The organism is Niabella beijingensis (assembly GCF_020034665.1).
GTDB lineage: Bacteria > Bacteroidota > Bacteroidia > Chitinophagales > Chitinophagaceae > Niabella > Niabella beijingensis.
Map to the genome: position 1 here is coordinate 2,493,920 of NZ_JAIQDI010000001.1, position 26,015 is coordinate 2,519,934.

At 44.4% G+C, this 26,015-nt stretch carries 21 protein-coding genes and 1 tRNA gene; 10 read left to right on the forward strand and 12 right to left on the reverse strand.

The annotated features are described in order from the left end of the window. Positions 1–9: 9 nt before the first annotated feature. Positions 10–1,878, reverse strand: coding sequence for a tRNA uridine-5-carboxymethylaminomethyl(34) synthesis enzyme MnmG (gene mnmG, locus K7B07_RS10370; protein WP_223709420.1), 1,869 nt, complete (start codon positions 1,876–1,878; stop codon positions 10–12). Between the two features lie 703 nt (positions 1,879–2,581). After that, a complete protein-coding gene (gene ybeY / locus K7B07_RS10375) occupies positions 2,582–3,016 on the reverse strand; it encodes an rRNA maturation RNase YbeY (protein ID WP_223709422.1) in 435 nt (144 codons plus the stop codon). Between the two features lie 59 nt (positions 3,017–3,075). Between ybeY and K7B07_RS10380 the strand changes: the two genes are divergently transcribed. Then, complete coding sequence (locus K7B07_RS10380) at positions 3,076–3,318, forward strand: FeoA family protein (protein ID WP_223709424.1); 243 nt, start codon at positions 3,076–3,078, stop codon at positions 3,316–3,318. Between the two features lie 6 nt (positions 3,319–3,324). Then, positions 3,325–3,897 carry a nicotinate (nicotinamide) nucleotide adenylyltransferase gene (nadD, locus tag K7B07_RS10385; RefSeq protein ID WP_223709425.1) on the forward strand — a complete coding sequence of 191 codons (573 nt, stop codon included), beginning with the start codon at positions 3,325–3,327 and terminating at the stop codon, positions 3,895–3,897. Here the strand turns inward: nadD and K7B07_RS10390 are convergent. After that, entirely contained in the window at positions 3,885–5,120 is a 1,236-nt protein-coding gene (locus K7B07_RS10390; RefSeq protein WP_223709427.1) for a chromate transporter, read from the reverse strand. The genes nadD and K7B07_RS10390 overlap by 13 nt on opposite strands. A 124-nt stretch (positions 5,121–5,244) precedes the next feature. Here K7B07_RS10390 and K7B07_RS10395 point away from each other — a divergent pair, with 124 nt between their 5' ends. Further along, positions 5,245–6,150 (forward strand): serine hydrolase, encoded by a 906-nt coding sequence (locus K7B07_RS10395; RefSeq protein ID WP_223709429.1) that lies wholly within the window; start codon positions 5,245–5,247, stop codon positions 6,148–6,150. On the opposite strand, the gene fabG is transcribed toward K7B07_RS10395, so the two are convergent. The 3 genes from fabG to nadA form a co-directional block, all read right to left on the reverse strand. Beyond that, on the reverse strand, positions 6,147–6,902 hold the full coding sequence (gene fabG / locus K7B07_RS10400; RefSeq protein WP_223709431.1) for a 3-oxoacyl-[acyl-carrier-protein] reductase: 756 nt from the start codon (positions 6,900–6,902) through the stop codon (positions 6,147–6,149). The genes K7B07_RS10395 and fabG overlap by 4 nt on opposite strands. 77 nt (positions 6,903–6,979) lie before the next feature. Then, on the reverse strand, positions 6,980–8,176 hold the full coding sequence (locus tag K7B07_RS10405; RefSeq protein ID WP_223709433.1) for a PQQ-dependent sugar dehydrogenase: 1,197 nt from the start codon (positions 8,174–8,176) through the stop codon (positions 6,980–6,982). A 16-nt stretch (positions 8,177–8,192) separates the two neighbouring features. Then, positions 8,193–9,206 (reverse strand): quinolinate synthase NadA, encoded by a 1,014-nt coding sequence (gene nadA / locus K7B07_RS10410; RefSeq protein ID WP_223709434.1) that lies wholly within the window; start codon positions 9,204–9,206, stop codon positions 8,193–8,195. A 582-nt stretch (positions 9,207–9,788) separates the two neighbouring features. Between nadA and K7B07_RS10415 the strand changes: the two genes are divergently transcribed. The 3 genes from K7B07_RS10415 to K7B07_RS10425 all read left to right on the forward strand — a co-directional run bounded on the left by K7B07_RS10415 (position 9,789) and on the right by K7B07_RS10425 (position 13,774). Continuing rightward, entirely contained in the window at positions 9,789–11,942 is a 2,154-nt protein-coding gene (locus K7B07_RS10415; RefSeq protein ID WP_223709436.1) for a S46 family peptidase, read from the forward strand. 59 nt (positions 11,943–12,001) lie between these two features. After that, positions 12,002–12,337 carry a hypothetical protein gene (locus K7B07_RS10420; protein WP_223709438.1) on the forward strand — a complete coding sequence of 112 codons (336 nt, stop codon included), beginning with the start codon at positions 12,002–12,004 and terminating at the stop codon, positions 12,335–12,337. A gap of 132 nt (positions 12,338–12,469) precedes the next feature. After that, positions 12,470–13,774 carry a sensor histidine kinase gene (locus K7B07_RS10425; protein ID WP_223709439.1) on the forward strand — a complete coding sequence of 435 codons (1,305 nt, stop codon included), beginning with the start codon at positions 12,470–12,472 and terminating at the stop codon, positions 13,772–13,774. A 10-nt stretch (positions 13,775–13,784) separates the two neighbouring features. Here the strand turns inward: K7B07_RS10425 and K7B07_RS10430 are convergent, their stop codons facing one another. The 3 genes from K7B07_RS10430 to K7B07_RS10440 all read right to left on the reverse strand — a co-directional run bounded on the left by K7B07_RS10430 (position 13,785) and on the right by K7B07_RS10440 (position 17,676). After that, a complete protein-coding gene (locus K7B07_RS10430) occupies positions 13,785–14,492 on the reverse strand; it encodes an NUDIX hydrolase (protein ID WP_223709441.1) in 708 nt (235 codons plus the stop codon). 135 nt (positions 14,493–14,627) lie between these two features. Continuing rightward, positions 14,628–16,334 (reverse strand): transcription termination factor Rho, encoded by a 1,707-nt coding sequence (gene rho / locus K7B07_RS10435; protein ID WP_223709443.1) that lies wholly within the window; start codon positions 16,332–16,334, stop codon positions 14,628–14,630. A 166-nt stretch (positions 16,335–16,500) separates the two neighbouring features. Beyond that, the gene (locus tag K7B07_RS10440; protein WP_223709444.1) at positions 16,501–17,676 is read right to left on the reverse strand and encodes a CapA family protein; all 1,176 of its coding nucleotides are present in this window, start codon (positions 17,674–17,676) and stop codon (positions 16,501–16,503) included. Between the two features lie 41 nt (positions 17,677–17,717). Here K7B07_RS10440 and asnS point away from each other — a divergent pair, with 41 nt between their 5' ends. Then, the gene (asnS, locus tag K7B07_RS10445) at positions 17,718–19,157 is read left to right on the forward strand and encodes an asparagine--tRNA ligase (RefSeq protein ID WP_223709446.1); all 1,440 of its coding nucleotides are present in this window, start codon (positions 17,718–17,720) and stop codon (positions 19,155–19,157) included. 55 nt (positions 19,158–19,212) lie between these two features. Here the strand turns inward: asnS and K7B07_RS10450 are convergent, their stop codons facing one another. After that, the gene (locus tag K7B07_RS10450; protein ID WP_223709448.1) at positions 19,213–20,433 is read right to left on the reverse strand and encodes a glycoside hydrolase family 10-like protein; all 1,221 of its coding nucleotides are present in this window, start codon (positions 20,431–20,433) and stop codon (positions 19,213–19,215) included. A 42-nt stretch (positions 20,434–20,475) separates the two neighbouring features. After that, complete coding sequence (locus tag K7B07_RS10455; RefSeq protein WP_223709449.1) at positions 20,476–20,925, reverse strand: MarR family winged helix-turn-helix transcriptional regulator; 450 nt, start codon at positions 20,923–20,925, stop codon at positions 20,476–20,478. Between the two features lie 195 nt (positions 20,926–21,120). Here K7B07_RS10455 and K7B07_RS10460 point away from each other — a divergent pair, with 195 nt between their 5' ends. The 3 genes from K7B07_RS10460 (at position 21,121) to K7B07_RS10470 (ending at position 24,732) form a co-directional block, all read left to right on the forward strand. Then, positions 21,121–22,011 carry an aldo/keto reductase gene (locus K7B07_RS10460; protein ID WP_223709451.1) on the forward strand — a complete coding sequence of 297 codons (891 nt, stop codon included), beginning with the start codon at positions 21,121–21,123 and terminating at the stop codon, positions 22,009–22,011. Between the two features lie 82 nt (positions 22,012–22,093). Next, positions 22,094–22,167, forward strand: a tRNA-Asn gene (locus K7B07_RS10465). A 384-nt stretch (positions 22,168–22,551) separates the two neighbouring features. Beyond that, positions 22,552–24,732, forward strand: a complete 2,181-nt coding sequence (locus tag K7B07_RS10470; RefSeq protein WP_223709453.1) for a M60 family metallopeptidase — start codon at positions 22,552–22,554, stop codon at positions 24,730–24,732. A gap of 11 nt (positions 24,733–24,743) precedes the next feature. Here the strand turns inward: K7B07_RS10470 and K7B07_RS10475 are convergent, their stop codons facing one another. Continuing rightward, positions 24,744–26,015, reverse strand: a complete 1,272-nt coding sequence (locus K7B07_RS10475) for a FecR family protein (RefSeq protein ID WP_223709455.1) — start codon at positions 26,013–26,015, stop codon at positions 24,744–24,746.

Genomic DNA, 26,015 nt, shown 5'->3' on the forward strand with positions numbered 1-26,015 from the left:
ATCAGCTGATCACCGGCCCATATACACCATCAGGATCTGTATATCACTCGGCTTGATGCCGGAGATCCTGCTGGCCTGGCCCAGGGTTTGTGGCCGGATACGGTTTAGTTTTTCCTTTGCTTCATTTCCCAGGGAATTAAGGCGGGAATAATCGAATCCCGGAGGGATGGAAAGATGCTCCATCTCACTCATCCGGTTCACCAGCTCCTTTTCTTTTTCAATATAGGTTTCATACTTGGTAAGGATGGATGCCTGCTCCAGCTCTTCCTTTGTATAATTTTTTACCTGTTCTTTGAGAAAAGGTATGGCATCGATCAGGTGTTCCAGCTCCACATCCGGGCGTAATAATATCTTTTCCGCCTTTTGCCTTTCTGTAACAGGAGAAGAATTCAATGAGGTAAGATAACCGTTGATTTCTTCGGGTCTTAAGGCTATATCTTTCAAAAATGATCTGATATTGGCAACATTATCCATTTTTTGCCGGACATTATCCATTCTTTCTGAAGACGCCAGTCCTAATTGATGGCTGATCGGCGTCAGTCGTATATCCGCATTGTCCTGGCGAAGCAGGGTACGATACTCTGCCCTGGAGGTAAACATCCGATACGGTTCCTCGGTACCTTTATTGATCAGGTCATCAATAAGCACCCCGATATAGGCATCACTCCGCTTTAATGTGAACGGATCGGCTTCCTTTGTTCCCAGGTGTGCGTTGATACCTGCCATGATTCCCTGACAGGCGGCCTCTTCATAACCCGTGGTTCCATTGATCTGACCCGCAAAATACAGATTACTTATTATTTTTGTTTCTAATGTGTTTTTAAGCTGCGTTGGGGGGAAATAGTCGTACTCAATCGCATACCCGGGCCGGAAAAACCGGACATTTTCAAATCCTGGCACCATCCGTAATGCAGCGTACTGCACATCTTCCGGTAAAGAAGTAGAGAACCCGTTAACATAGATCTCCACGGTATTCCATCCTTCCGGTTCTACAAAAAGCTGGTGCCGTTCCTTGTCCGCAAAACGATTAATCTTGTCTTCAATACTCGGACAATACCGGGGACCCACCCCGTCGATCCTTCCGGCATACATCGGACTTCGATCAAATCCTGTCTTCAGCATATCATGTACTTTCTGATCAGTATAGGTGATCCAGCAGCAGCGTTGTTTTTCCGGGTCGATCTTGGGAGTATCCGTAAAGGAAAAACCAACGATCGCATCATCCCCATCCTGTACTTCCATTTTGGAATAGTCCAGGCTTCTTCCGTCAACTCTCGGAGGTGTTCCTGTTTTTAACCGGTCGCTTTCAAACCCCAGGCTTACCAGCTGTTCAGTGATCCCGCTTGCAGCTTTTTCTGCCACGCGCCCACCACCAAACTGTTTTTCACCGATATGTATAATACCATTCAGAAAAGTTCCATTGGTTAGTACTACAGCTTTCGCCTTTATTTCATGTCCCAGGCCCGTGATCACTCCTGCCGCCCTCCCATCTTTTACCAACAATCCTTTTACCATATCCTGGTAAAAGTCAAGATTGGGTGTTTGCTCCAATAGTTCCCGCCATTTTGCAGCAAATAACATGCGGTCGCTCTGCGCACGGGGGCTCCACATTGCCGGGCCCTTAGAACGGTTAAGCATCCGGAACTGGATCATGGATAAATCCGTAACAATACCCGAATAACCGCCTAATGCATCAATTTCACGAACGATCTGTCCTTTTGCGATCCCACCCATTGCAGGATTACAGCTCATTTGTGCAATGGTCTGCATATTCATAGTTACCAACAGGGTTTTTGATCCCATATTGGCGGCGGCAGCGGCAGCCTCACAACCGGCATGCCCTGCCCCAACAACAATTACATCATACTCTGGAAACATGGGTGCAAAATTACACCATTCCTTTTTATAAGCCTTATTCCGGATACCTTTAACAACGATCAGTAGGAATGCGCTGGAATTTTATTGTTCCACGTGGAACAATAAAATACTAGGCGGGGACAACAGATCAAATAAATACACAAAGGTTGAGTAACACCAATAATTCAATATTTAAAAGAAGAAATTTAAAGTGCTACAAACAATCAGCTGTTCCACGTGGAACACTTCTTTTAATATCTATTACACAGAACCCACTGAAATCCGCGATATCAAACATCTTTCACCTAAAATAACTTATACCGCTCCAGGCAAACAATTCAACAACTACAATCAAATCCGAATTCAACTCTATGTTCCACGTGAAACTGATATGAATATCTTATCATCAAATGCAGGTCCCATCAAATGAGTAGCACTAATAAAAAAACACTCCCATCATCAACCCAATTTCTGTTAATTGTATTTCGGCCTACTATACTTTCACTCTCAGTTGGCCGATCGGCTATTCAGGGAACTCTGCAAGAATATTAATTACTAATTGATTCTATAATAAACGAAGCCTCAGCATTGCTGAATCCAATACTGCACCTGTAAATACCATCAAAAAGTTGTTTAAATGCATTTTCCTGTTTTCATAGCTATCAGCCCGGTTGAATACCCCCCAGCCCTTATCATTTGAATCACTGTTCCACGTGAAACACAGCTAAAATCCATACCTGATCAGGTATTCATCCTCTTTGCGTCGCATTACCTGTTGTTCTTCAGCTGTTTTATCATTAAATCCGCACAGATGAAGCGCCCCGTGGAATATTACCCGGTGCAATTCCCTGAAAAAGGGCTCATTCAGCAGTCTGGCGTTCGAGCGGACCGTATCCACACTGATAAATATATCCGCCATCATAGGTTCTGCCAATTTCTCTCGTAGATCAAAGGTTATAATATCTGTATAATAATCATGCTCCAGGTATTGCCGGTTCACGCGCAAAATCTCATCATCCCCACAAAAAATATACTGCAACATATCCAGCTCCTGCTTGTTTTCTTTAAATATGAGGCTAATGAACTGTTTCAGTCGTTTCCTCTCTTTAAGTGTTGCTGCTTTCTGGAAGGAGAATGTTACCTGGGATATCTGTTTCATTATCATTATTTTTCAAAATTCGTAAATAAAACACAACCTACAATAGTTAGATTTGCAAGATGGAACAAGAAAAAGAATTGCTGCTCTCCGATCTCAAACCGGGACAGCGTGCACGAATACAAAAGTTCACAACAGAAGAGATTTTTCTGAAACTGATGGAAATGGGTTGTCTTCCCGGGGAAGAGATCGAAATAATAAAAGTTGCTCCTTTAAATGATCCCATATCTATATCTGTAGCAGGTTATACCCTCAGCCTTCGCCTGGATGAGGCCCGTTTCATTGTTGTACATGATGTAAACTAAGCTCCTATGAACATAGGCCTGTTTTTTGGTTCATTCAATCCCATTCATCACGCACACCTGATCATTGCCAATCATCTTCTTAATGAAGAGTTGGTAGAAAAGATCTGGTTCATTGTTTCTCCGCATAACCCGCTAAAAGAAACCGCATCACTTCTTAACGAGAAGCAGCGTCTTCATCTTACCAGGCTGGCAGTTGACCAGGATACCCGGATGTATGTTTCCGATATTGAGTTTACTCTGCCACGCCCCTCCTATACTTCCGTAACATTAGCACATCTCACAGAAAAATACCCACAGCATCAGTTCTTTCTTGTATTGGGTGGTGACAGTTTTCAAAATATACAGAAATGGAAGAATTATGATTATATATTAAATAATTTTAAAATATTAATATATAACCGCCCAGGTTTTACAATAAATGCCGGTATTTCTGAAAATATAAAGATTGTTGATGCTCCATTGCTCCAACTCTCGGCCACCGCCATCCGCCAGCTGATCAAAGCAAGAAAATCCGTCCGGTACCTACTACCGGATACAGTAATGGAAGAAATTGAAAAATCCGGTTACTACCGGAAATAACCCAGCAGCAGGCAAAGTAACACCAGCACCGGTGCCGGAAGTTTGGTAAAGATCAGTACTACAGAAGTACCCGCCACCACAAGAAGATCTGTTATATCAATTCCCGAAGCCTTAAAGATCTCCAGGTCCTTCATAATATACACTGTAGAACCCATCATAATTCCCATCACGGCGGCATTAATCCCCTCAAGGGAACGATAGATCGCAGAATATTTTTTCAACATATTCCAAATCGGGAAGAAAAAAAGCACCAGCAAAGCGCTGGGTAAAAAAATACCAACCATCCCGATAACAGCTCCCAGCACCTGCATGCCCGCACCCATATCCTTTAATGCCAGTCCGCCGGTGTACGATGCGATTGAAAAAACGGGCCCCGGCATGGCACGCACCATTCCGATCCCTGTAAGCATCTCTCCTTTATCGATCCTTATTGCATTCGGGTTCTTTATCTTAACCTCATCCGGCCGAACACTATACTGCTCATACATAATCGGCATCAGTACATTTCCTCCCCCGAATACAAGACTCCCCATACGATAATTATTTTCAAACAGGTTCACCGGTTTCCTGTAGGTCCACTCATTCTTCCGGGCCATTTCACTAAAAATACCTGCAAGCACAAACAGGATAGCAAAAAGCCAGATGTTCCACCACTGGATCTTACCGGGCTTCACCGCAACCTGGGGAATTCTTTTCTTACTCAGATTGGTAATGATCCCACCCACCACAATCAGCACAGGAACAATAAATGGTCTTCCAAAAAACAAAAATGTAACAAAACCCGCAATCAGGGCTATCGCCAGCGTAATGGTATTATTTACAGAGTAAGGAAAAGCAGCGACACAGGCATAGATCAAAAATCCCGCGGCCATTGGCACAATAAAACGAAAAATATTCAGACTATCTGCCGTATTCAGATAATTTACCAGAAAAGAAAGTCCCCCCATAATCGTACAAGCCGGAAGAATCCATACCAGCAACGTTAATACAGCAAGTGGAATACCTCCCCTCTTAAACCCAATCAGCGTCAGTGTTTGCGTGGAAGAAGCGCCGGGAAGCAACTGGCAGAAAGCATTATACTCCATCAACTCCTTTTCGGTGATATAAGGTGTCTGCTTTACAAAAGTTTTCATCATCATCGCCAGATGCGCCTGAGGTCCGCCAAAAGCTGTTAAGCCATGCAGCAATACCAGTTTTAAAAAATGTAAATGCCTCAGCAACATTTTCTGTCAATTCAATGATTCAGTTCCTGTAAGTTCCCTGATAAAAATATACAAAAACGACCAACGATAAAACTTTCCGTAAAAGTTACTACTTTTAAACAACACAGAAACAAATAATCCGACAATGCTTCGCCTATCAGTGTTTTTTATTCTGTTGCTCCATATAGCAGTATCCCATGCACAATCCACCGATAAAAAATTAACCGGGCTTATCCGGAATACAATTCAGGGATTCCACGGTACCATCGGTATCTATGTAAAAAATCTGAAAACAGGAAAAACCGTTGAAATAAACGCAGACACGATCTTTCCCACTGCAAGCATTGTAAAAGTTCCGATCCTTATCGGCATTATGGATAAAATAACAACCGGGGCTTATACCTATGACTCCACCTTTACCTACAGCGATTCTCTTTATTATGCAGGTGAAGACATTCTAGGTGAATTTAAAAATGGCGGCAGGATCCGTTTACAGAAACTGATGATGCTCATGCTTACCACCAGTGATAACACAGCGAGCCTCTGGCTGCAACAACTTGCGGGCACGGGAACAAGAATCAACACCCTGCTGGACAGCCTGGGCTACGCAGCCACAAGAGTAAACTCCAGAACGCCCGGCAGGCGGGCTTTTCAGATCGAGAACGGCTGGGGCCAAACCACTCCCAGGGACATCGCCAATATCCTGGAAGCCATCTATAAAAATAAAATTTATACAGCTGCTGCCTGTGAGCGCATGCAGCGTTGTCTGGGTCGCAATCTTTGGGACACGGATGAAGCCCTGTCGCAGGTACCGCCTTATATTGAAGTATTCAGTAAAAACGGCTGCGTAGATGGCAGCCGCAACGAGATCCTCCTGGTAAACGCACCAAACCAGCCGTATATCTTCAGCATCTTTACAAAAAATAACAAGGATACCAGCTGGCTTCATGAAAATGAAGCATGGATACTTACCAGAAACTTATCCGCGCTTTTATGGCACTATTTTGAACCGAAAGATAAATGGGTAAAACCCGCTTATGCCGGGTTTTAAATATTGAGCCCGCCGCAAACACTGATCGTTTGCCCGGTAATATACGATCCCATATCAGAAGCAAGAAACAAAGCTGCATTAGCAATATCTTCTGTCTTTGCAAATTTCCCCAATGGGATATCTGTCAGGTATTTGGCTGCACTGTCTCCCTCATGTAAATAACTCGTCATATCAGTTTCTACAAAACCCGGTGCAATTGCGTTACACCGGATGTTACGGCTTCCCAGTTCTTTCGCCATACTTTTTGTAAACCCAATAATACCCGCCTTACTGGCTGCATAACTTGCCTGGCCGGCATTTCCCATTACTCCAATAACCGAACTCATATTGATGATGCTACCGGACCTGGCTTTCATCATAGGTTTTATAATCTGTTTGGTCATATAAAAAACACTGTTCAGATTTACCTGAAGCACAGATTCCCATTGCTCCGGTGTCATACGTAATAACAGATTATCTTTAGAGATCCCCGCATTATTCACACAGATGTCAACCGTTCCGAATTCTTTCAACACTTCTGCAACAAAGGTTTCACAGGCAGCAAGTTCTCCTGCATTACTTTTCCAGGCCTTGATGCGTATACCTTTGCTGGTCCATTTATTTACCAGTGCATTTGCTTTATCCGTACTGCTGTCGCTTACATAAGAAAAAGCGACAGCAGCGCCCTGCTCTGCAAATTTTTCAACAATCGCTTCTCCAATTCCGCGCGCCGCACCGGTTACTATGGCAACTTTATTCTCCAGTAATTTCATAAAACAAATGGTTTAACAGCTGCAAATAAAGTTAATTATTTTGTTACAATAAAGTTTAATAAAGAATTGCCAGCAGTTCAACGTTTCTCCAGAAAATAAATCACTCCGTTTTTATCATCGCTAATAAAAAAGGACTTTCTGTTCCACTGCAAAATGTCACAGGGTCTTCCATAGCGCTTATTCTCTGTTGTACCCTGCAGGAAACCGGAAACCAGTTCCCTGTAAGCTCCCCCCGGAAGCAATTGCACAATCGCGTTGCCCCGTTGCCTCCATACACTGGTGCTCCCATGCAGCGCTACCAGAAAAGAATTATTTAAAAGCGGATCATCAAAGCCAGTAACGTATTCAAACCCCAATGGTGCTGAATGGGCCTTAAATCCATAAGGCGCTACCGGTGGCTTACGTGCAAAATCAGGTCGCCTGACTTTTATAAATTGCGTGTCGGCAATAATTGTTTTCCGGTATTGATAATAATACGGCCAACCGTAAAACCCGTTTTCCACAACCGTATGAAATAATTCCTCTGGTTTATCCGGCCCCCTGTTATCCCTGCCCATATGCGTTACCCATAAATTGTCATTCACCCATTTAATACCGACTGCATTGCGGATCCCCCTGGCGAAAATTCTTTTATTACTTCCGTCCGGATCCATTTCCAATATAACAGCCCGGACATCTTCCTTCTCCACACATGCATCACAACTGCTGCCAACACTTACATAAATCTTGTCATTTTTAAATACAATACTTCTTGTAAGGTGCCAGCCACCATACTTATAACTCAAACCATAATCCGGGAATGTAGCAATTACTACAGGTTCTCCCACAGCCACTGAATCACCCGCATTGTATTTATAATAACTCAGCTTACCGGTCTCGGCCACATATATATAAGTTTGTCCATTCTTTGTATAAAAGGCAACCTGGTTGGGATTGTGTAAATCCTTTAAAAAAGTAGTGCGCTTTGCAAATGTTTTTGTATCCGCATTCCACTTATCCAAAACCACTACCCTTCCCTTTTTATTGTCGCTGCGATTGTGCATATCTGTAACAAACAACCTGCCATCCGGGCTCTTTGCAAAAAAGCGCGGCCGCTCCAATCCTTCTGCTGCTATGCTTATCTGATAGCCTGCCGGTATTCTAAGCGGAAAAGTAAGTCCTTTTGTCAGCGAAATTTTCTGGCTGGTCCATTCCACCTTTTTTTGTGAAACAGCGGCTAACGGCAGCAATATCCACAAACCTGCAATAGCAATAAAGGAAGAAAGTTTTTTCATTTAAAGGTATAAAAGGCTACAATCCAGCAGCAGCGCTTATTTCAAGCATCCGGTCAATGGGTTTCTTTGCTGCGAGCCTTAATGACTCATCCATAATAATATCCGGCATTTCATACTTCATACAGAGATATACTTTTTCAAGCGTATTCCGTTTCATGTGCGGACAGTCATTACAGGCACAGCTGTTGTCCGGCGGGGCAGGTATAAAGGTCTTATCCGGACTTGCCTTTTCCATCTGATGGAGGATACCGGTTTCAGTAGCAACAATATATTCCCTGGCACTGTCCTCCCGGGTGTACTTCAGCAATCCCGTTGTAGAGCCGATATAGTCCGCCATCCGCAGCAGTGGTTCTTCGCATTCCGGATGTGCGATCAGCTTTGCCTCCGGATGCTGATGTTTCAATCGTGTTATTTTTTCAAGACTGAATATTTCATGTACCATGCAGGCACCATTCCACAACAACATGTTCCTGCCGGTCACTTTGTTGATATACGCGCCCAGGTTCTTGTCGGGTGCAAAAATGATCTTCTGGTCTTTTGGGAAACTTTCTACAATGATCCGTGCATTGCTGCTGGTAACGATCACATCGCTGAGCGCCTTGATGCCGGCGCTGCAGTTGATATAGCTTACCACCACATGATCCGGGTGCTGTTCCTTAAATTTCTGGAACAAAGGGGGCGGGCAGCTGTCGCTGAGTGAACATCCGGCTTTGAAATCCGGGATCACGACTTTCTTTGCCGGGTTCAGTATCTTGGCGGTCTCCGCCATGAAGTGCACGCCGGCAAAAACGATCATGTCTGCGTTCGTCTTCTGGGCCTCCTGCGCCAGTCCGAGGCTGTCACCGATGTAATCCGCTATGTCCTGAATGTCCGGCTCCTGGTAGTAGTGCGCCAGGATTACGGCGTTTTTCTCTTTTTTCAATTTTTCAATCTCTGCAAAGAGATCCAGTTGCGGATCTACTTCCACATCCAGGAACCCTTTCAGATCCAGATCATTTTTTGCCGCTTCAGGAATTTGAACGTCCATCATTGAAAAAATTTTGTACCTGCAATGATACGATCAACACAAATAAAAAATCAAAGTTTTTTAAAACAGCCCTTTTTTCTTTTAATAATATTTATATTAATTAATTATTTAAAATAACCTATTATTATTATGGCTGTGGATTCGTGGATAACTCACTTATCCACGAAAATTATTTTTTTGTGAATCGGGTTTATCCACTGTTTTATAACAGATATTCACATCATGAAGTTACGAATCTTATAGATCATAGCCGTTTTTCAACAAAATTGTGAATTACACAATGTTTAAAAAAAACTAAAGACATATTAAATTTACACTATGTTAATATTAGCGGTATAAAATCGCTGCTGTGCACCTGATTTAGAAAAACCGGGTGCAATGTCAAAACTTTCAGCCAGTAATACATTTCACATACACGTTCCACGGCCGGTTATTCACATTGTTTAGCCGTAATTCACAGGGTATTGGGGACAAATAATGGTATCCGTGCGACTTATTTTGTATCTAATATTTAAAAACGAATGTATGTAAGCAGTGAAAATTGAACTATCTTTCGCGCCTTAACAGGTGTAAATAATGATTTGTATGAAAAAATGGATGGTTCTGCTTATCGGGATCTTAACAATCGGATTTGCAAAGGCTGATGAGGGTATGTGGTTACCACAATTCCTTGAAAATCTCAATGAAAAACGCATGCAGCAGCTGGGGATGAAGCTGACTGCAAAAGATATCTATTCCATAAATAAAGGCAGCCTGAAAGATGCGATCGTAAGTTTCGGGGGGTTCTGTACCGGCGAGGTGGTTTCGGAAAAGGGACTGGTACTTACCAATCATCACTGTGGATTTGAATCCATACAGAAACATTCCACGCTTGACAAAAATTATATAAGAGATGGATTCTGGGCGCGTAACCAGACGGAGGAACTGCCCAATGCGGGTTTGTATGTAACCTTTATAGTAAGGATCGATGATGTATCCGCGCAGGTATTAAAAGGTGTAGAGCCCGGTATGATGGAAAATGAGCGGCAGAGCAGGATCGACCGGAATATTAATGAATTAAAGAAAACCACAGTGTTGGGCGATTTTGAAAACGGGTTTGTAAGTCCGTTTTTTGACGGCAATAAATATTACCTGTTTATAACAGAAACTTTTAATGATGTACGCCTGGTGGGCGCACCACCTTCCAGTATCGGCAATTTCGGGCAGGACTCGGATAACTGGATGTGGCCCCGGCATACAGGCGATTTCAGCGTGTTCCGGATCTATGCCGGAAGAAATAATAAACCCGCCGCCTATTCACCGGATAATGTACCCTATATTCCCAAAAAAGCGCTTACCATTTCACTCAAGGGAATGAAACAGGATGATTTTACCATGATCTTCGGTTTTCCGGGACGTACTACTGAATATCTTCCCAGCGAGGCCGTGCAGCAGATCGTATCCGTAAATGATCCGGCAAAGATAATGGTACGGGACCAGGCACTGGCTGTTATGAAGCGCTATATGCGTGCTGATGAAGGATTGAAAATAAAATACGCTTCAAAATATGCTGGTATTGCCAATGCATGGAAGAAATGGCAGGGTGAGGTACTGGGCCTTACCCGGACCGGAGGCGTACAAAAAAAGCTGGATTATGAAGCGGCCTTTACCCAACGGCTGAATGCAGATAATAATTTAAAAAACCGGTACGGAACTGTTCTTCAGGATCTGAACAGTGCTTATAAGGACATAAAGCCTTTCGGACTTACAAGAGATTATTATCTTGAAACGATCAGTAAGATCGAATTATTTGTTATCATAAACCGGTTGCGTACGCTGAAAGCTGCCACGGGTAAACCTAATTACGAAAAAGAATATGCTGCAGCCCGGGATAAGCTCACTGAACTGTATAAAAATCTCAGCCCCACAGTGGACCGGGATATTTTTGCCGCGTTATTGCCCGTTTACATAGAAAAACAGGATCCGGCCTTTATTGCACCTGTGGCAAAACAGCAGTTTGAACAATATGGAAAAAATTACCAGCAATGGGCCGCTGCCCTGTATGGTAATAGTGTTTTTCTGGATTCAGCAAAAGTAATGGAAGCGATAAAAACGGACCCATCCGCTCTTTACGCTCTTTTTGATACCGACCCGGCAGCACAGCTGGTTTCCGGTATGGCAGCATTGTATGACACCGGGATCACACCAAAGCTCAATGAACTGCAGGCACGTATCAACGGGCTGCAGCGCAGCTATATGCAGGCTCAGATGGAAGTACTGACCGATAAAAAATTTTACCCGGATGCCAACAGCACCCTGCGGGTGGGTTTTGGAAAAGTTGACGGGTATTATCCCGCAGATGGTATAAAATATGATTATTATACGTATCTGTATGGCGTTATGGAAAAATATGTACCGGGGGATTATGAATTTGATGTGCCGGAAAAACTGCGGCAATTGTACCGCAAAAAGGATTATGGCCGTTATGGCACAAATGGAAAAATGCCGGTATGCTTTATTGCATCCAATCATACCACAGGAGGAAACAGCGGCAGTCCTGCGCTGGATGCCCATGGCAACCTGGTAGGGATCAATTTCGACCGGGTATGGGAAGGCACCATGAGTGATGTGAATTATGATGCATCCATCTGCCGCAACATCATGGTAGACATCCGTTATGTGTTATTTATTATTGATAAATATGCCGGAGCCGGTCATCTGATCAGCGAAATGAAATTAACCGGCGGTTCCGGAAGATAATCCAACGTAAAAATTTGTATATTTAAGTATTCTATTGATCCACCTTAAAACTTTTTTTCATGGTAAACAACAAACACATCGCCACTTTTATATTGGGAGCCCTGGCCGGGCTGGCTGCAGGAAAATATACCAGTATGAGCGAGGAAGAGAAGGAAAAGATGATGAATAACCTGAAGGAAAAAGCAAACAAACTGAAAGACGATGCTTCAAAGTCTGCAGAGCAGGCCAAGGATTATTTTTCAGAGCTTGCCACAAAGGGAATGGATACACTGAAGGAGCATTTTCCCGGCGCAGAAAAATGGATGAATGACCTTTTTGGAAATAAAGGTGACGAAAATAAAACGGCAGATACGGGCACAGCAGATACTGCAGAAGGCACAAAACCCGGTGTGTAATATTGTAACAGACATTGCTGCCAACGAAATTGAATGTACAGAAGGATGCATCCTTCTGTACATTTTTATTATAAGTATATTTGAAGGATTTTTGTAATGAACCTTTAATATAATTCATATCGTCTTACCGGTATGCAAAACAACCTGTTTAAAAAACTTGGGCAACATTTGTCGGGTCTTTATGGTTTTCTGGCGGGAGATGCCGGCGGCACTACACTTGAGGTCCGTATATTTAATACCATCTGCCTCCTTGGAATTATCATCTGTGCCTACAATATTCCGTTCAATTTTTATGTAGGACTGGATTTTACCGCCTGGGTTTTTTCAGGGTTAACCCTATTGCTGTTCCTGCTGTACTATCTTTCCCGGTTCCGGCAACAATACCGCTACAGCATCACCCTTATCTCGGTTCTTTTCATCGGGTTGTTTGTATGGAATTATTTTTACAGTGATGGGATCAGAGGCGCCAGCCTGCTTTCCTATACCTTGTTATTTTTCCTGCTGATGATTATTGCTCCAAAAAAACAGTATCTTCTCTGGTTCCTGCTGGTAACTGGTGCCACCTGGGGAAATATGCTGTATGAACTGTATCATCCTGCTTCGGTAAAACAGACCTATACAGATCTTAAGGCCATCATTATCGATCATGGATCAACGGTGACCATCAACCTGGTGGTGCTGTTTGCGGGATTGTATTATCTGAAAGAAGCGTACTACCGGGAGCGGAGAAAAACCGCCGCCAGCACGAAGGTGCTGAAGGAAATGGACCAGCAAAAAACCAAGCTCTTTTCTGTTTTATCACATGATCTCCGTTCGCCGCTGCATTCGATTTCGGCTTACCTGGAAATGGTTCAATCAGACACACTTTCGAAAGAAGAGCGCCTGGAAACAGAACGGCTGCTTTCCACCGCGGTGCATCATACACAGGAACTGCTTAATAATATGCTTTCCTGGTCGAAGGATCAACTGCGTAAAACGGCGCCGGAACTGCACCGTCAGACTATTGCTTCGGTCATTCAGCCCACATTGGTTTTATTTGAGCCCGAAGCGCAACGAAAAAAAATAAGATTTACCAGGAACATTGATCCCTCGGTTACCGCACTGATCAACGCGTCTATGCTGCAGATCATTGTTCGTAATCTTATGGGCAATGCCATAAAGTTTACCCATCCCGGTGGTCATATCATTATTACCATAACAGGCGATGAAGCGCACGCACTGATTATGATAAAAGATACCGGGCGGGGAATAAAAAAGGAACTGCGACAACAGCTCTTTTCGCTGAATACCGGTTCTACTTATGGCACGCTTAATGAAAAGGGTGTTGGATTGGGCTTATATCTTTGTAAAGAATATACCCTGGCTCAGAACGGAAGGATCTGGTTTGAGACCGAAGAAGAAAAGGGAACTACATTTTTTGTACAACTGCCGGTATAGCGGCTGAAAACTATAATACATTATTGGGATTCGGAACCAGCTTCAGGATCTTATGCAAATGTTGCTGATAGTTCTTACGGTCCAGCTTGTAAAAATAAGCGCCTTTTTTAGACCCGGTTTTATCCTTGTCGCGCTGTTTCAGAAGCAGTCCAGTGGAGAGCATTTTACGGCTGAAGTTTCCTTTATCAAAGCTGGTCTCATACACATCTTCAAAAAGGCTTTGTAAAAGCGGCAGGGTAAATTTGTCGGGCAGCAGCTCAAACAGGATGGCATGGGAAGTCGCTTTATATTGCAATCTTTTTTTTGCCATCTTCACCATCTCCTTATGGTCAAAAATAAGATCCGGGAAATCCTTTATCGAAAACCATTCAGCCTGGTAGGCATCGCTCAGCGATTCCCTGTATTTTTTTATATCGATCAGTGAAAAATAAGCAATCGAAACGGTACGCTCCTGTGTATCCCTGTCCGGGTCGGTAAACGTATAGAACTGCTCCTGGTAAACATCTGTAAGACCGGTCAATGACACGAGGATACGGCTTGCAGCCTCATCGGCACTTTCATTTTTTGAAATAAAGCCTCCCATCAGACTCCACTTTCCCTTTAGCGGGGCAAAGGCACGTTTCACCAGCAATATCTTCAGATGGTTTCCATCGTATCCAAACACGATGCAATCCACGGCTACGGTATAACGCGACTGATTACTGTATTTTGCTGCCATAAAAAAAGTGTGTTTTTTCGGTGGTATAATTTTCAAAATGACAATTAATAATGTTCCGGAGCAAATGTATGGTTTGTTACAGGAATAAAAAAAACCCGTTTCAAACGGGTTTTTTTTATTTGGGGGGTATGTATTTTATGAATTCATGCTTGCGAGGAATTCTTCATTGCTTTTTGTACCCTTCATGCGGCGGAGTAATTCCGTCATTGCTTCTTCTGTTTTCATATCTGCCAGGTATACGCGCAGCAGGTTCATGCGTTGCAGTACGTCCCGGTCCAGCAGCAGGTCATCCCTTCTGGTAGAAGATGCAGTAAGATCAATAGCCGGATAAACCCGCTTATTGGAGAGTCTTCTGTCCAGCTGCAGTTCCATGTTACCGGTTCCTTTAAATTCTTCAAAAATCACTTCGTCCATTTTGCTTCCGGTATCGATCAGCGCTGTTGCCAGGATGGTTAAAGAACCGCCGTTCTCGATCTTACGTGCAGCACCAAAGAATTGTTTGGGTTTTTGCATGGCATTGGCTTCCACACCACCACTCAATACCTTACCGGACGCCGGTGATACGGTATTGTGTGCACGTGCCAGACGTGTGATGGAATCCAGCAGGATCACTACGTCATGACCGCATTCTACCAGCCGTTTTGCCTTTTGCAATGCAACGGTAGAAACCTTAACGTGTTTCTCCGCAGGCTCATCAAAAGTAGAAGCGATTACTTCTGCCTTTACGCTGCGCTCCATATCAGTAACCTCTTCCGGGCGTTCATCCACCAGTACTACCATCAGGTAACATTCCGGATGGTTTTCGGCAATGGCATTGGCCACTGCCTTTAACAACATGGTCTTACCCGTTTTGGGCTGTGCCACGATCAGTCCGCGCTGTCCTTTACCAATGGGAGTAAACAGGTCGATGATCCTTGTAGACAGATCAGAAGGGCGGGTGAACAGGTTTAGTTTTTCGTAGGGGAATAAGGGGGTGAGGTAATCGAACGGAACACGGTCTCTTACCTCATCCGGTTTTTTACCATTGATGGTATCCACTTTCAGGAGGGCAAAATATTTTTCTCCTTCCTTTGGAGGACGTACGGCACCATGAATGGTATCCCCTGTTTTTAAGCCAAATAATTTTATCTGTGACGGAGATACATAAACATCGTCCGGGCTTGAAAGGTAGTTGTAATCTGAAGAGCGAAGGAATCCATAGCCGTCCGGCATCATTTCCAGCACCCCTTCACTCAGGATAACACCGTCGAACTCCACGTTAAAGGAGGGACTGTTAAAGGAAGTGCTCTGATCTTTTTTTGATGCGTATACTTTGTTTTCTACAGGGAACTCTGTTTCTTCTGCTACAGGAACTACCGGATTGTCGTACTTTTCGGTAGCCTTCAATGCCTGCAGAATAAAGGCTTCCGTGGCGGCATCTGTTTTGAAGACGGTTCCGGCACCATCTGTCGGAGCTTCAGTTTCCTCAGCAGCCGGTGCTTCTTTCACAACCGGTTCTTCCTGTTCTTTCTTTGCCGGTGCTTTTTTCTTTTTAGGAGCTGCTTTTTTTGCTGCGGCTTTCTTTGCCGGTGCTTTGGTGGCTTTTTCAGCAGGTTCTTCATCTTTTCCTTCTTCTTCCACAAAAGCCTCTTCTGTTCCGATGGACGTAGTGGCTTTTACAATACGTTTTCTTTTGGGGCGTTCTCCGGAGGAAGCTTTTGATCCTGTTACAGCCTGACTGTCCAGGATTTTGTAGATCAGATCCTGTTTGTTTAATTTTTTGGCATTAGGGATCTTTAACTGTTCGGCAATGTCTAACAGTTCAGGAACGAGCATATCGTTCAATTGTAAAATGTCATACATAAATGTGCGGGATTAATCAAAAGATTAAATCTTAATGAGATAATTAATTTGGTAAAGATTTTAAGTTTTTTGGATTGACAAATGATAATTGATATTATCATTCAGCAGAGATGATCATATGTTATAGGGTCATTTCCGTGACAAAATTAGCACCTTTTAACTAAAATCAAAAATTTTTAATAATTATCTCTCCGTTTTGGGTAATTCTTAACGGACTTTCGGGGAAGTCGCTGCTGCTCAAGTACTTTATGCGATGGCGGGCGGTTGCCGCGGTATCCAGGCGGGGTGTACGGTCGTTTCCGGGTAGCTGGATCGTGGAAATGATCCTCCCCCCGGTGAAGTCCCCGTTCTTATCCACTGTTATTTTCAGGATGGGCGCCCGGCCCAGCGGTCCGTTAAGACTAATGGAGCCGTAAGTGGCATAATTACCCAGACTATAAGCGATCAGCTTTTTTTTGTAGAGTTCAATCCCCCGGGTAACGTGGGGGCCGCTGCCCAGTACCAGGTCGGCGCCGGCATCGATACAGGCGCGGGCAAATGCATATACATTGCCCCTGTCCTCACCGTGGTAAAGCTCTTTTTGTTTCTGCACGTGCTCCATCGTTCCCCCCTCTGCACCGCCGTGAAAATAAACGATCACCAGGTCCGCACTGTCCTTTATGCGTTCGATCAGCCGGGCAACCGGCAAAGGGTGGCTGATGTGGAGGTGCCGCCAGCCAAATCCGGCGGTAACGATACCGTAACGGATGCCGTTTTTGGTGATGATCCGGTGGGCCTGGTGGTGTTTGACCCCGGCAAAGCCGATACCGCTTTTTTTCAGCAGCGCCATGGTTTCGTCCAGCCCTTTGGCACCAAAGTCTCCGGAGTGGTTATTGGCAAGACTCAGGAAATCAAAGCCTGCATCCCTGAAATGCTTTTCAGCACCCGGCGGCATCCTGAAGGCATAGCAGTTTTTGGGATTGATGCATTTTTTTTCCGGTACAGGAGTGCTGGTGATCACCCCCTCCAGGTTGCCGATCAGGAAATCGCCCGACTTCAATGAGTCTGCCAGGGGCAGCAGGATGTTCCTTTTAGGCATCCGCAGTGTGTTCGGAAAGTCGGACCCAAGCATCATGTCTCCGACAGCAGTAATGGTAATCAGCCCCTTCTTCCCGGCAACCACCTCTTTTTGTTCAACAGGTGCTGCCGGCAAAGGATCCGGATCCTTACAGCCGGTGATAAAAAGGCCAGCGGTGATATAAAAAAGCAGTCGCATATTGAATGTAAAGATAACCAGAAAGGCCGGAGAAACAGATCCCCCGTACCGGGGATATAACTGATGGAAGGAATGATGAAAAAGCATACAGCTCTTGTGATTATCTTTGCAGCTTAAGAAATAGCAATATGTTTAACAAAAGGATTAAAATTAAAGAACTCCTGCAACAGGAGCCGGCAGAACAGCAAGTAACAGTAATGGGATGGGTACGTACCTTCAGGAATAATCAGTTCATTGCCCTGAATGACGGAACCACCAATACCAATCTGCAGGTAGTGGCCACCCTGGGAGCATTTGATGAATCCTTGTTAAAACGGATCACCACATCGGCATCCCTGAAGGTGACCGGCACGGTGGTGCCTTCTGTGGGAAAAGGCCAGAAACTGGAAGTGAAAGCGGAGTCGATCGAAATCCTGGGTGATTCGGATGCGGAGGCTTATCCGCTGCAGCCTAAGAAACATTCCCTGGAATTCCTGCGGGAAAAAGCGCACCTGCGGTTCCGTACCAATACCTTCGGGGCTGTTTTTCGTGTAAGGCATGCACTGGCCTTCGCTGTGCACAAGTTTTTTAACGACAAGGGATTTGTTTACCTGCACACACCAATTATTACCGCCAGCGATGCCGAGGGCGCCGGGGAAATGTTCCGTGTAACGACATTACCCTTTGAAAATACACCCAAAAATGAAGATGGGTCGATCAATTTTAAGGAAGATTTTTTTGGAAAATCGACAAATTTAACAGTAAGTGGTCAATTAGAAGGAGAATTAGGGGCAACAGCCTTTGGTGAGATCTATACGTTTGGCCCTACATTCCGTGCGGAAAACAGCAATACGGCCCGGCATCTGGCCGAGTTCTGGATGATTGAACCGGAGATGGCGTTCTATGACCTGGAGGATAATGCCAACCTTGCTGAAGAATTTATTAAGTATATTATCCGTTATGCCCTGGAAAACAACCGGGAAGATCTTGATTTTCTTGCCCAGCGCCTGACAGATGAAGAAAAACAGCTGCCCCAGGATAAACGCAGCGACATGGGATTGATTGAAAAGCTGGAATTTGTACTGAATAACGACTTTCAGCGTCTGTCTTATACCGAGGCGATCGAGATCCTGAAGGAAAGTAATCACAACAAGAAAAAGAAATTCCAGTACCCCGTAACCGGCTGGGGCATGGATCTTCAGAGCGAACATGAGCGTTACCTGGTGGAGAAGCATTTTAAAAAGCCGGTGATACTGATGAACTATCCGGCGTCCATCAAGGCGTTTTATATGCGCATTAATGATGATGGAAAGACCGTGGCGGCCATGGATATCCTGGCACCCGGGATCGGAGAGATTGTGGGCGGCTCCCAGCGGGAAGAGCGGCTGGATGTGTTGGTGAAAAAAATGGAACAGATGAATATTCCCCAGGAAGAATTGTCCTGGTACCTGGATACCCGCCGCTTTGGTACGGTTCCGCATGCGGGTTTTGGGCTTGGCTTTGAGCGGATGATCCAGTTTGTAACCGGAATGAGCAATATCAGGGATGTGATCGCCTTTCCGCGGACGCCCAAAAGCGCCGAGTTTTAAAAAATAAGGGTCAGCATAAAAAAGGGCAATATTTATTAAATATTGCCCTTTTTTATTAATTATCTGGCTTTTTTGGCAGCCAGTTCATTGGAGGGATCTTTGCCGGGATGCGGTAATAATTATTCCTCAGGGAATCGTTCCATCCGGCCGGGTTCTTATCAAAGCTTTTGCTGTTAAAATACACACTACCCTGGATCCTGGGATTATTTCGCAATATTCTAATCTGTTGGGGAATCTGGGAAGGTTTTTTCCAGTTGGCATTGGTTTCATAGTAACGGTAAATACCGTGCCCGATATACACGTGGCGGCCGTAGCTGTGCTTTGCCCACCAGTCCACCATGGTTTCATAAGGGATCAGGTGATCGCCGATCTCCCGGTACAGTTGCGGGGTTACATAGTCGATCCACCCCATTTTCAGCCACAGCAGGATGTCGGCATAAAGATCATCGTAGTTGGTCATGCCCGCTTTTGTAGGGCTGCCTGCCGGATCCTGTGAGGCATTTCTCCACACGGCAAAGGGGCTGATCCCGAACTTGCACCAGGGTTTTATACCTTTTATTGCGATGTCCAGGTTCCTGATCATAGAATCTACATTGCTTCTTCTCCAGTCTGCTTTGCTGAGGGTGGTTCCGGATTTTTTATACGCATAATCGTCCGGGAACGGTTTGCTACCGATGGGATAAGGATAAAAATAATCGTCCATATGGATGCCGTCAATATCATAACGGCGTACAATATCCTTTACCACATCGATCACAAATTGCTGTACCTGTTTATTGGAAGGGTTAAAATAGCGGGTGGTGCCATAGGTAACAAACCAATCCGGTCTTTTGCGGATCATATTATCTGAAGCGATAGAAGAAGCGCCTATTCTGAATTCTGCCCGGTAAGGATTCAGCCATGCATGAAACTCCATACCCCGTTTGTGTGTTTCCTGTATCATAAAGGCGAGAGGATCATAAAACGGAACAGGGGCCCTCCCCTGCACACCGGTCAGCCACTGGCTCCAGGGTTCATAAGGCGATGGGTAAAACGCGTCGCCGCTGGGCCGTACCTGTGCGATGATCGCATTCATTCCATTGCATTTGTGCAGGTCGAGCTGGCGGATGAATTCCGCCTTTTGCTCAGCCACCGTGGCCTTCTGCGGCGGCCAGTCGATGCCCAGTACCGTGGCAATCCAAACACCACGGAATTCATATTCGGGCTGCTGTGCAAAGCAGCAATTGCAAAGGAATGTAAAAACAAGCCCGGTAAGGATAAAACGGATCGATGTCATAGTCTACAAATGTAGCCCAACCGTCTTTAATAAAAAACCTTGTCAGCGATGCAACTTATCAAGCATTTTGCTGATCTTCTCCGCTTCTTCCGTGCTTACCGTACCAAAAAATGCTGCAATATTATCATCGGTCTGGTCCAGCAGGGCCAGCTTTTCCAGTCCCTCCTGTGTGATCACCACATCCACCAGCCGGTGATCTATATGGTTGATGCTTTTTGTGACCATTTTTTTCAGTACCAGGCGATCCACAATGCGGCTGGTATCGCTCATTTTATCCATCATCCTTGCCCGTATCTGCAAGGTGGATAAGGGTTTGGGATAACTGCCCCTCAGGATCCGCAGGATGTTGTATTGCTGTACGGTCACGTCCTCTTTTTTAAAGCCTTCTTTTAAAAAAGCCTGGAGACTGCTGGTGGTATATATAAGATTTAAGGCCAGTCTGTGATAGCTGCTCTTAAACTGCCGCTGGTTTATTTTTTCCTCAATGGACATAGAACCCATATTTAGTTTTTTGCTTTTCTGAATAGGTGTTGCATGTATTATTTAATACATTTCTCTTGGTTTACTTTACTCCGGAAATTATAGAAAAAACCGGTACAAACAAACATTTGTGCTGTTTTTTAAAGAAACTTTGCTATTTCTTCAATAAAGATGGTTTGAACCGGTTTGTTTTGGAAATTTGCTGTTATGGAATATCGTTTTTTAGGCGGCACCGGGTTTTCTGTTTCCGCCATCAGCTTTGGCTGTATGTCGTTAACAAACAGCAACAGGAAAGACGGCATGCAGTTGCTCCGGGAAGCCGTTGCGCGCGGAATCAATTTTTTTGATACGGCGGACCTTTATGAAAAAGGTGACAATGAGCGACTGGTTGGCGAAGCGTTGAAACCCATGCGGAGTAAAATTTTCCTGGCTACAAAAGCAGGCAATCAATGGAGGGCGGATGGCTCCGGCTGGGACTGGAACCCGCGCCGGGACTATATCTTAGACTGTGCGGAAAAGAGCCTGAAACGGTTGCAGACCGATTATATTGATCTGTACCAACTGCATGGGGGCACGATTGAGGACAATATCGATGAAACCATTGAAGCGTTTGAATTACTGAAGCAACAGGGAAAGATCCGGTATTATGGCATCAGCAGCATCCGTCCCAATGTAATCAGCGAGTATGTGAAACGTTCTTCCATTGAATCGGTAATGTTGCAGTACAGCCTGCTTGACCGGCGCCCGGAGGAGGCGGTACTGGGATTACTAAAGGAAAAAAATAAAGGAGTTTTAGTAAGAGGTGCACTGGCACAGGGCCTTTTGATCGACAAGCCTGCCCGGGAATACCTGGATCAGCCGGCGGCATCGGTGCAGCAGTTGCAGCAGGCGTTGCGCGAGCCGGCAGGCCGTTATCCGCCGGGGCAGCTGGCACTGCAGTATGTGTTGCAAAACCCGGCAGTGACCACGGTAGTAGCCGGTGTACGCACAGCCGGACAGTTGCAGGACCTGCTGGAGGCCCTGGAGCCGGTACCGGCAGCAGTTACGGAAAGGCTGGCAGCGGTATTACCCCCGCAAAAATATACGCAGCACCGGTAAATTTTTTTTGAATTAATTCCCTTTCAAATAAAAATATCCTTATTTTTGCAACCCTTAATAGCGTATGCTGTTAGGAGCATATTCCTCCTTAGCTCAGTTGGTTAGAGCATCTGACTGTTAATCAGAGGGTCGCTGGTTCAAGTCCAGCAGGGGGAGCTGAAAATCAACTATTTACAAGGGTCGCGCTTCGCGGCCCTTTAAATTTGCCAGTAATTTGCCAGTGGCATATTTAGCAGTGAAGCAAAGAGCTGTTTACACTATAAAGATACCTAATTTTCCCCGCGATTTGTCATCCCCTTTTTGGCGCTTTTAAATCGATTAAATAGAAATAGTATTCATGGGAATAATTCTGAGGGAATTTTTCAAGGAATTATCTATGTATTAGATTTTCGTTTAGTAAATTGATGAATGGGAAAGACGATTATCTTACTTTATAGGATATGCACTTTTGTAATCTATTTTATTTGCACAATAGTATCTTCTTTTTGCCAGACAAAATCGGACCGGAATTGGCTGTTAAAAGATGTAAAAGAACTTCCATTGCCACCGGATACCAACCAAGTGCTGGCAACTTACCCATTGAGCTATGAGGCACAGGTTATTGCTTACCACAACGAAGATCCTTCAAAAGAAATATATGTACCCGGAATTATAACTGGACGTTATGGAAATGGCAAGGTTTTAGTCGTAGGGAGCAATGCCTATCTGGAACCGCCGTTGATTCAAAATCCAAATATTATCCAGTTCTGGAAAAATGTTTTTGATTGGTCCGGGGCATCCGGTGCCAATGCCGGATTTGAGATGCCTGGATTTGAGCGGGTAGTTACCATGGCCAATACAATGAATGTTTCTGCAGGTAGTCTGGATCCGCAGCGACTGTCTGATAATAAAGTCATTTTTGTTACCAATGAGCCGGTCGATCAGTCATATGTGCAAAAGCTGGATGCATTTGTACGGGATGGAGGCACCTTAGTGTATGTATCCTCCCTTTTCGAGTATAATAAAAAGTCAGATGATCACATATTTGCAACAAAAATGGATAGCCTCTTGCTTAATGCTGGGTTGTACCATTTGGCAAATCCGATCCATTCAGGATCAACGGATGATACGCTGCGCATTTCAGCGGTCCCCAAGTACCTGATCGTGGATAGTATTCTTTCGAATCTGGCAAACTACAGGTACTATGATCTGTTTTATCACAAAGGTGCAGAGGTTGTGCCGTTGACGATTTTAAAATTGATCTTTTTTATGGCTCCCAAGAACGCCAAAACATATCGGGATCTTTGTGAACTGATAGAAGATCCCGCTAACAAGTATTCCGATACCGCATCACTGAAAAAGCCATTGATAACCGCCTATTGGCCGGACCTTTTTAAATATCTGAACCGGGTAAACAGAGATTATCTGGCCTATGAAAAGGACTCAACCTACAAAGCAACGACCAATGGAGAATTTCCGGGCACGGTGCCGGATAATGCTTCGCGGATAACCAGGAAACTGCAGATCAGATTTTCTAATAAATGGAGCGGATTGCCGGAACCGGATAGCTCATTCAGAAGGTTGTACAGTACCGGGCTGTATGTAGCCCCGGGTGATATGGTAACGGTTACCCTATCCGATATAAAAGACACCTCTCGGCGGCTAATGGCACAAATTGGAATACATGATGATAATGTATCGGATGCAAATGAATATTACAGGAATCCGTTTAACCTGGTAAGGATGTTTAATCTGGATAAGAAAGAATTAATGATCCACTCTCTATATGGGGGGCTTCTTTATTTCGGGATCCCAGTTTCAGATAAAGGAAGCGTTCTTAATGTTGCGGTTACCGGCGCTGTGGAAGCACCTTTTTTTCAGTTGGGGAAAACCACGGACAAACAATGGCTGCAAAAAGTGCGGCAAAACCCGGCTCCCTGGGCCGAACTGGCAACAGATAAAATTATTTTAACCGTTCCCTCGGATAGCATTCGCAAACTTGAGCATCCGCAAAAGTTAATGCAGTTTTGGGATGAAGTAATGAACGCCAATGCAGACCTGGCCTTTATTCTGAAAGATCGCCCGCACCCGGAGCGGATCATTATTGATAATAATGTTAAATGGGGCGCAATGTATACCGTACCGTCAAAGATTGTAGCGCCCAACGACCGTAGTTTAACCAGACTTCTGAATGTGCAGCATTTGCGAGACTCTGGAAGCTGGGGACATTTTCACGAACTGGGACATCGGCACCAGTTCGATGGTCTTGATTTTGATGATTTGGGCGAGGTGACCGTGAATTTGTATACATTGTACGTATATCAAACAATTTTAGGTAAGGATCTTTATCACGCCAGGGACGGGTCCCCGCGGGATAGCATCCTGAAAGCGATCAAAGCATACATTGCGGCACCCGATTATGAAACCTGGAAAAGGGATCCGTTTTTACAACTCTTTACACTCTATTATCCGATTATTGACACTTTTGGCTGGAAGGCGATCAAGAAGTTAAACCGGTCGTTACGGAAACTTTACAATGAACAATATGGCGGCCGAAGCCTGGCACCACTCTACAAAAAAACGGATGATGAGCGCCGGAACCAGTATTTTGTTTTGCTTTCAAAAGCCATTGGAAGAAACCTGAATGTATATTTTGATACATTAAGGATCCCTGTTTCTGATCGTTCAAAACAACAGGTCGCCGATTTGCCGGTCTGGATACCCGATCTGTTCAAAAGATAAAATGAAACCATTTAATTTTCCCCGCGAATTTTTATTCTATTCTCTACAATGGCCATTTGCTGAGAAGCCTTTGCCACTGGATCACAAAACGCATACCCTTCCCTTGTTTCCCGAACACGGACGCCACTATTACGTAATACAGCAATAAAGTCTTTAATATTTGCCCTGTAACAGATCACCGTACTGATCTTCTTTTTGGGCAAACAATCCAGGCTCGTGAATTTAAACCCATACCAACGGGCCATGTCTGCTACAAAATAATCCAGCTGCACATCTTTATACATGCGCTCTGTTCTTCTCCAATTCGTTACGAGATCAATATCGGAAATATTGTAAGTATTTACAGTATCCTTCCCTTCCAGTGACTTTGATTTACTATAGTGAGACAGATCCGGACACTCTCTGACGATCCGTTCCCCGTGGCTATTTTCCACCGCCACTTCTCCTGTTTCCACTGCCAGTAATGTTCCTCTTTTATCTATTTGTGTATTAAAGTGACTACCGGTTGCGATGAATGTAATAGATGGGGTTTTTAGAACCAGAGGAACATCTGAACGCTGATCTCCTTCAATATAGATCTCTCCCTTTTCTAATTCTATAAACTGCCCCTTGGAGTTGAGCCGGTCTGGATAAATTTTTATAGTAGTCATTGCATTCAGCCGGATACGGGTTCTATCCGGAAGTTCCACTACATATTGCTGCATGTTGTTTGTGCTTATTTGCTGAGCGCCTTCCCTTAAGCTATCTGCCGTTGCAGAATAAGGCATTGCCTTGTATTGAACAACTCCCGGATGAACAAGCACTGCCATTTTCCCATAACGGCACAACATGCCTTTATAATTGCTATCTATAACAAGACGCTGTGTACTGTTCACCTGTAGCAGGCAGTAAAAATCTTTAGTGGGAATATTTCCATTGCCAGAATTATCACATAATATGTTGTTAGAACTTTCCTGCCTTTGGTTAAAGACAACTAACATTATAACAACAATAAATATGCTGGCGGCCGCCCAGGATAGGATACGAACCCTCCTGCCCTTTAGTTTTTTTGCTTGTTTTTCTTTTGCTTTTCGCAATATGGCTGCAGTCAGGGCGGCACTATCCGTTTTTGACTCCCGCAGGTTTACCGGCATTTCTTGTTGTAGCTCTTCAATAAAATCGACTATTTCTTCATCATCAAACAAATGCCACATCAATCGCAATGTTGCTTCCTCATTATTACTGGCAATGCCGTCCATGTGCTTTTTGAGCAAGTGTTTAAATAAAATTGATGGTTCTGCCAT

Excerpts from the sequence above, each read along its gene's own strand:
- mnmG (WP_223709420.1), bottom strand. The coding sequence starts at position 1,878 with ATGTTTCCAGAGTATGATGTAATTGTTGTTGGGGCAGGGCATGCCGGT.
- ybeY (WP_223709422.1), bottom strand. The coding sequence starts at position 3,016 with ATGAAACAGATATCCCAGGTAACATTCTCCTTCCAGAAAGCAGCAACA.
- K7B07_RS10380 (WP_223709424.1), top strand. The coding sequence starts at position 3,076 with ATGGAACAAGAAAAAGAATTGCTGCTCTCCGATCTCAAACCGGGACAG.
- nadD (WP_223709425.1), top strand. The coding sequence starts at position 3,325 with ATGAACATAGGCCTGTTTTTTGGTTCATTCAATCCCATTCATCACGCA.
- K7B07_RS10390 (WP_223709427.1), bottom strand. The coding sequence starts at position 5,120 with ATGTTGCTGAGGCATTTACATTTTTTAAAACTGGTATTGCTGCATGGC.
- K7B07_RS10395 (WP_223709429.1), top strand. The coding sequence starts at position 5,245 with ATGCTTCGCCTATCAGTGTTTTTTATTCTGTTGCTCCATATAGCAGTA.
- fabG (WP_223709431.1), bottom strand. The coding sequence starts at position 6,902 with ATGAAATTACTGGAGAATAAAGTTGCCATAGTAACCGGTGCGGCGCGC.
- K7B07_RS10405 (WP_223709433.1), bottom strand. The coding sequence starts at position 8,176 with ATGAAAAAACTTTCTTCCTTTATTGCTATTGCAGGTTTGTGGATATTG.
- nadA (WP_223709434.1), bottom strand. The coding sequence starts at position 9,206 with ATGATGGACGTTCAAATTCCTGAAGCGGCAAAAAATGATCTGGATCTG.
- K7B07_RS10415 (WP_223709436.1), top strand. The coding sequence starts at position 9,789 with ATGAAAAAATGGATGGTTCTGCTTATCGGGATCTTAACAATCGGATTT.
- K7B07_RS10420 (WP_223709438.1), top strand. The coding sequence starts at position 12,002 with ATGGTAAACAACAAACACATCGCCACTTTTATATTGGGAGCCCTGGCC.
- K7B07_RS10425 (WP_223709439.1), top strand. The coding sequence starts at position 12,470 with ATGCAAAACAACCTGTTTAAAAAACTTGGGCAACATTTGTCGGGTCTT.
- K7B07_RS10430 (WP_223709441.1), bottom strand. The coding sequence starts at position 14,492 with ATGGCAGCAAAATACAGTAATCAGTCGCGTTATACCGTAGCCGTGGAT.
- rho (WP_223709443.1), bottom strand. The coding sequence starts at position 16,334 with ATGTATGACATTTTACAATTGAACGATATGCTCGTTCCTGAACTGTTA.
- K7B07_RS10440 (WP_223709444.1), bottom strand. The coding sequence starts at position 17,676 with ATGCTTTTTCATCATTCCTTCCATCAGTTATATCCCCGGTACGGGGGA.
- asnS (WP_223709446.1), top strand. The coding sequence starts at position 17,718 with ATGTTTAACAAAAGGATTAAAATTAAAGAACTCCTGCAACAGGAGCCG.
- K7B07_RS10450 (WP_223709448.1), bottom strand. The coding sequence starts at position 20,433 with ATGACATCGATCCGTTTTATCCTTACCGGGCTTGTTTTTACATTCCTT.
- K7B07_RS10455 (WP_223709449.1), bottom strand. The coding sequence starts at position 20,925 with ATGTCCATTGAGGAAAAAATAAACCAGCGGCAGTTTAAGAGCAGCTAT.
- K7B07_RS10460 (WP_223709451.1), top strand. The coding sequence starts at position 21,121 with ATGGAATATCGTTTTTTAGGCGGCACCGGGTTTTCTGTTTCCGCCATC.
- K7B07_RS10475 (WP_223709455.1), bottom strand. The coding sequence starts at position 26,015 with ATGGCAGAACCATCAATTTTATTTAAACACTTGCTCAAAAAGCACATG.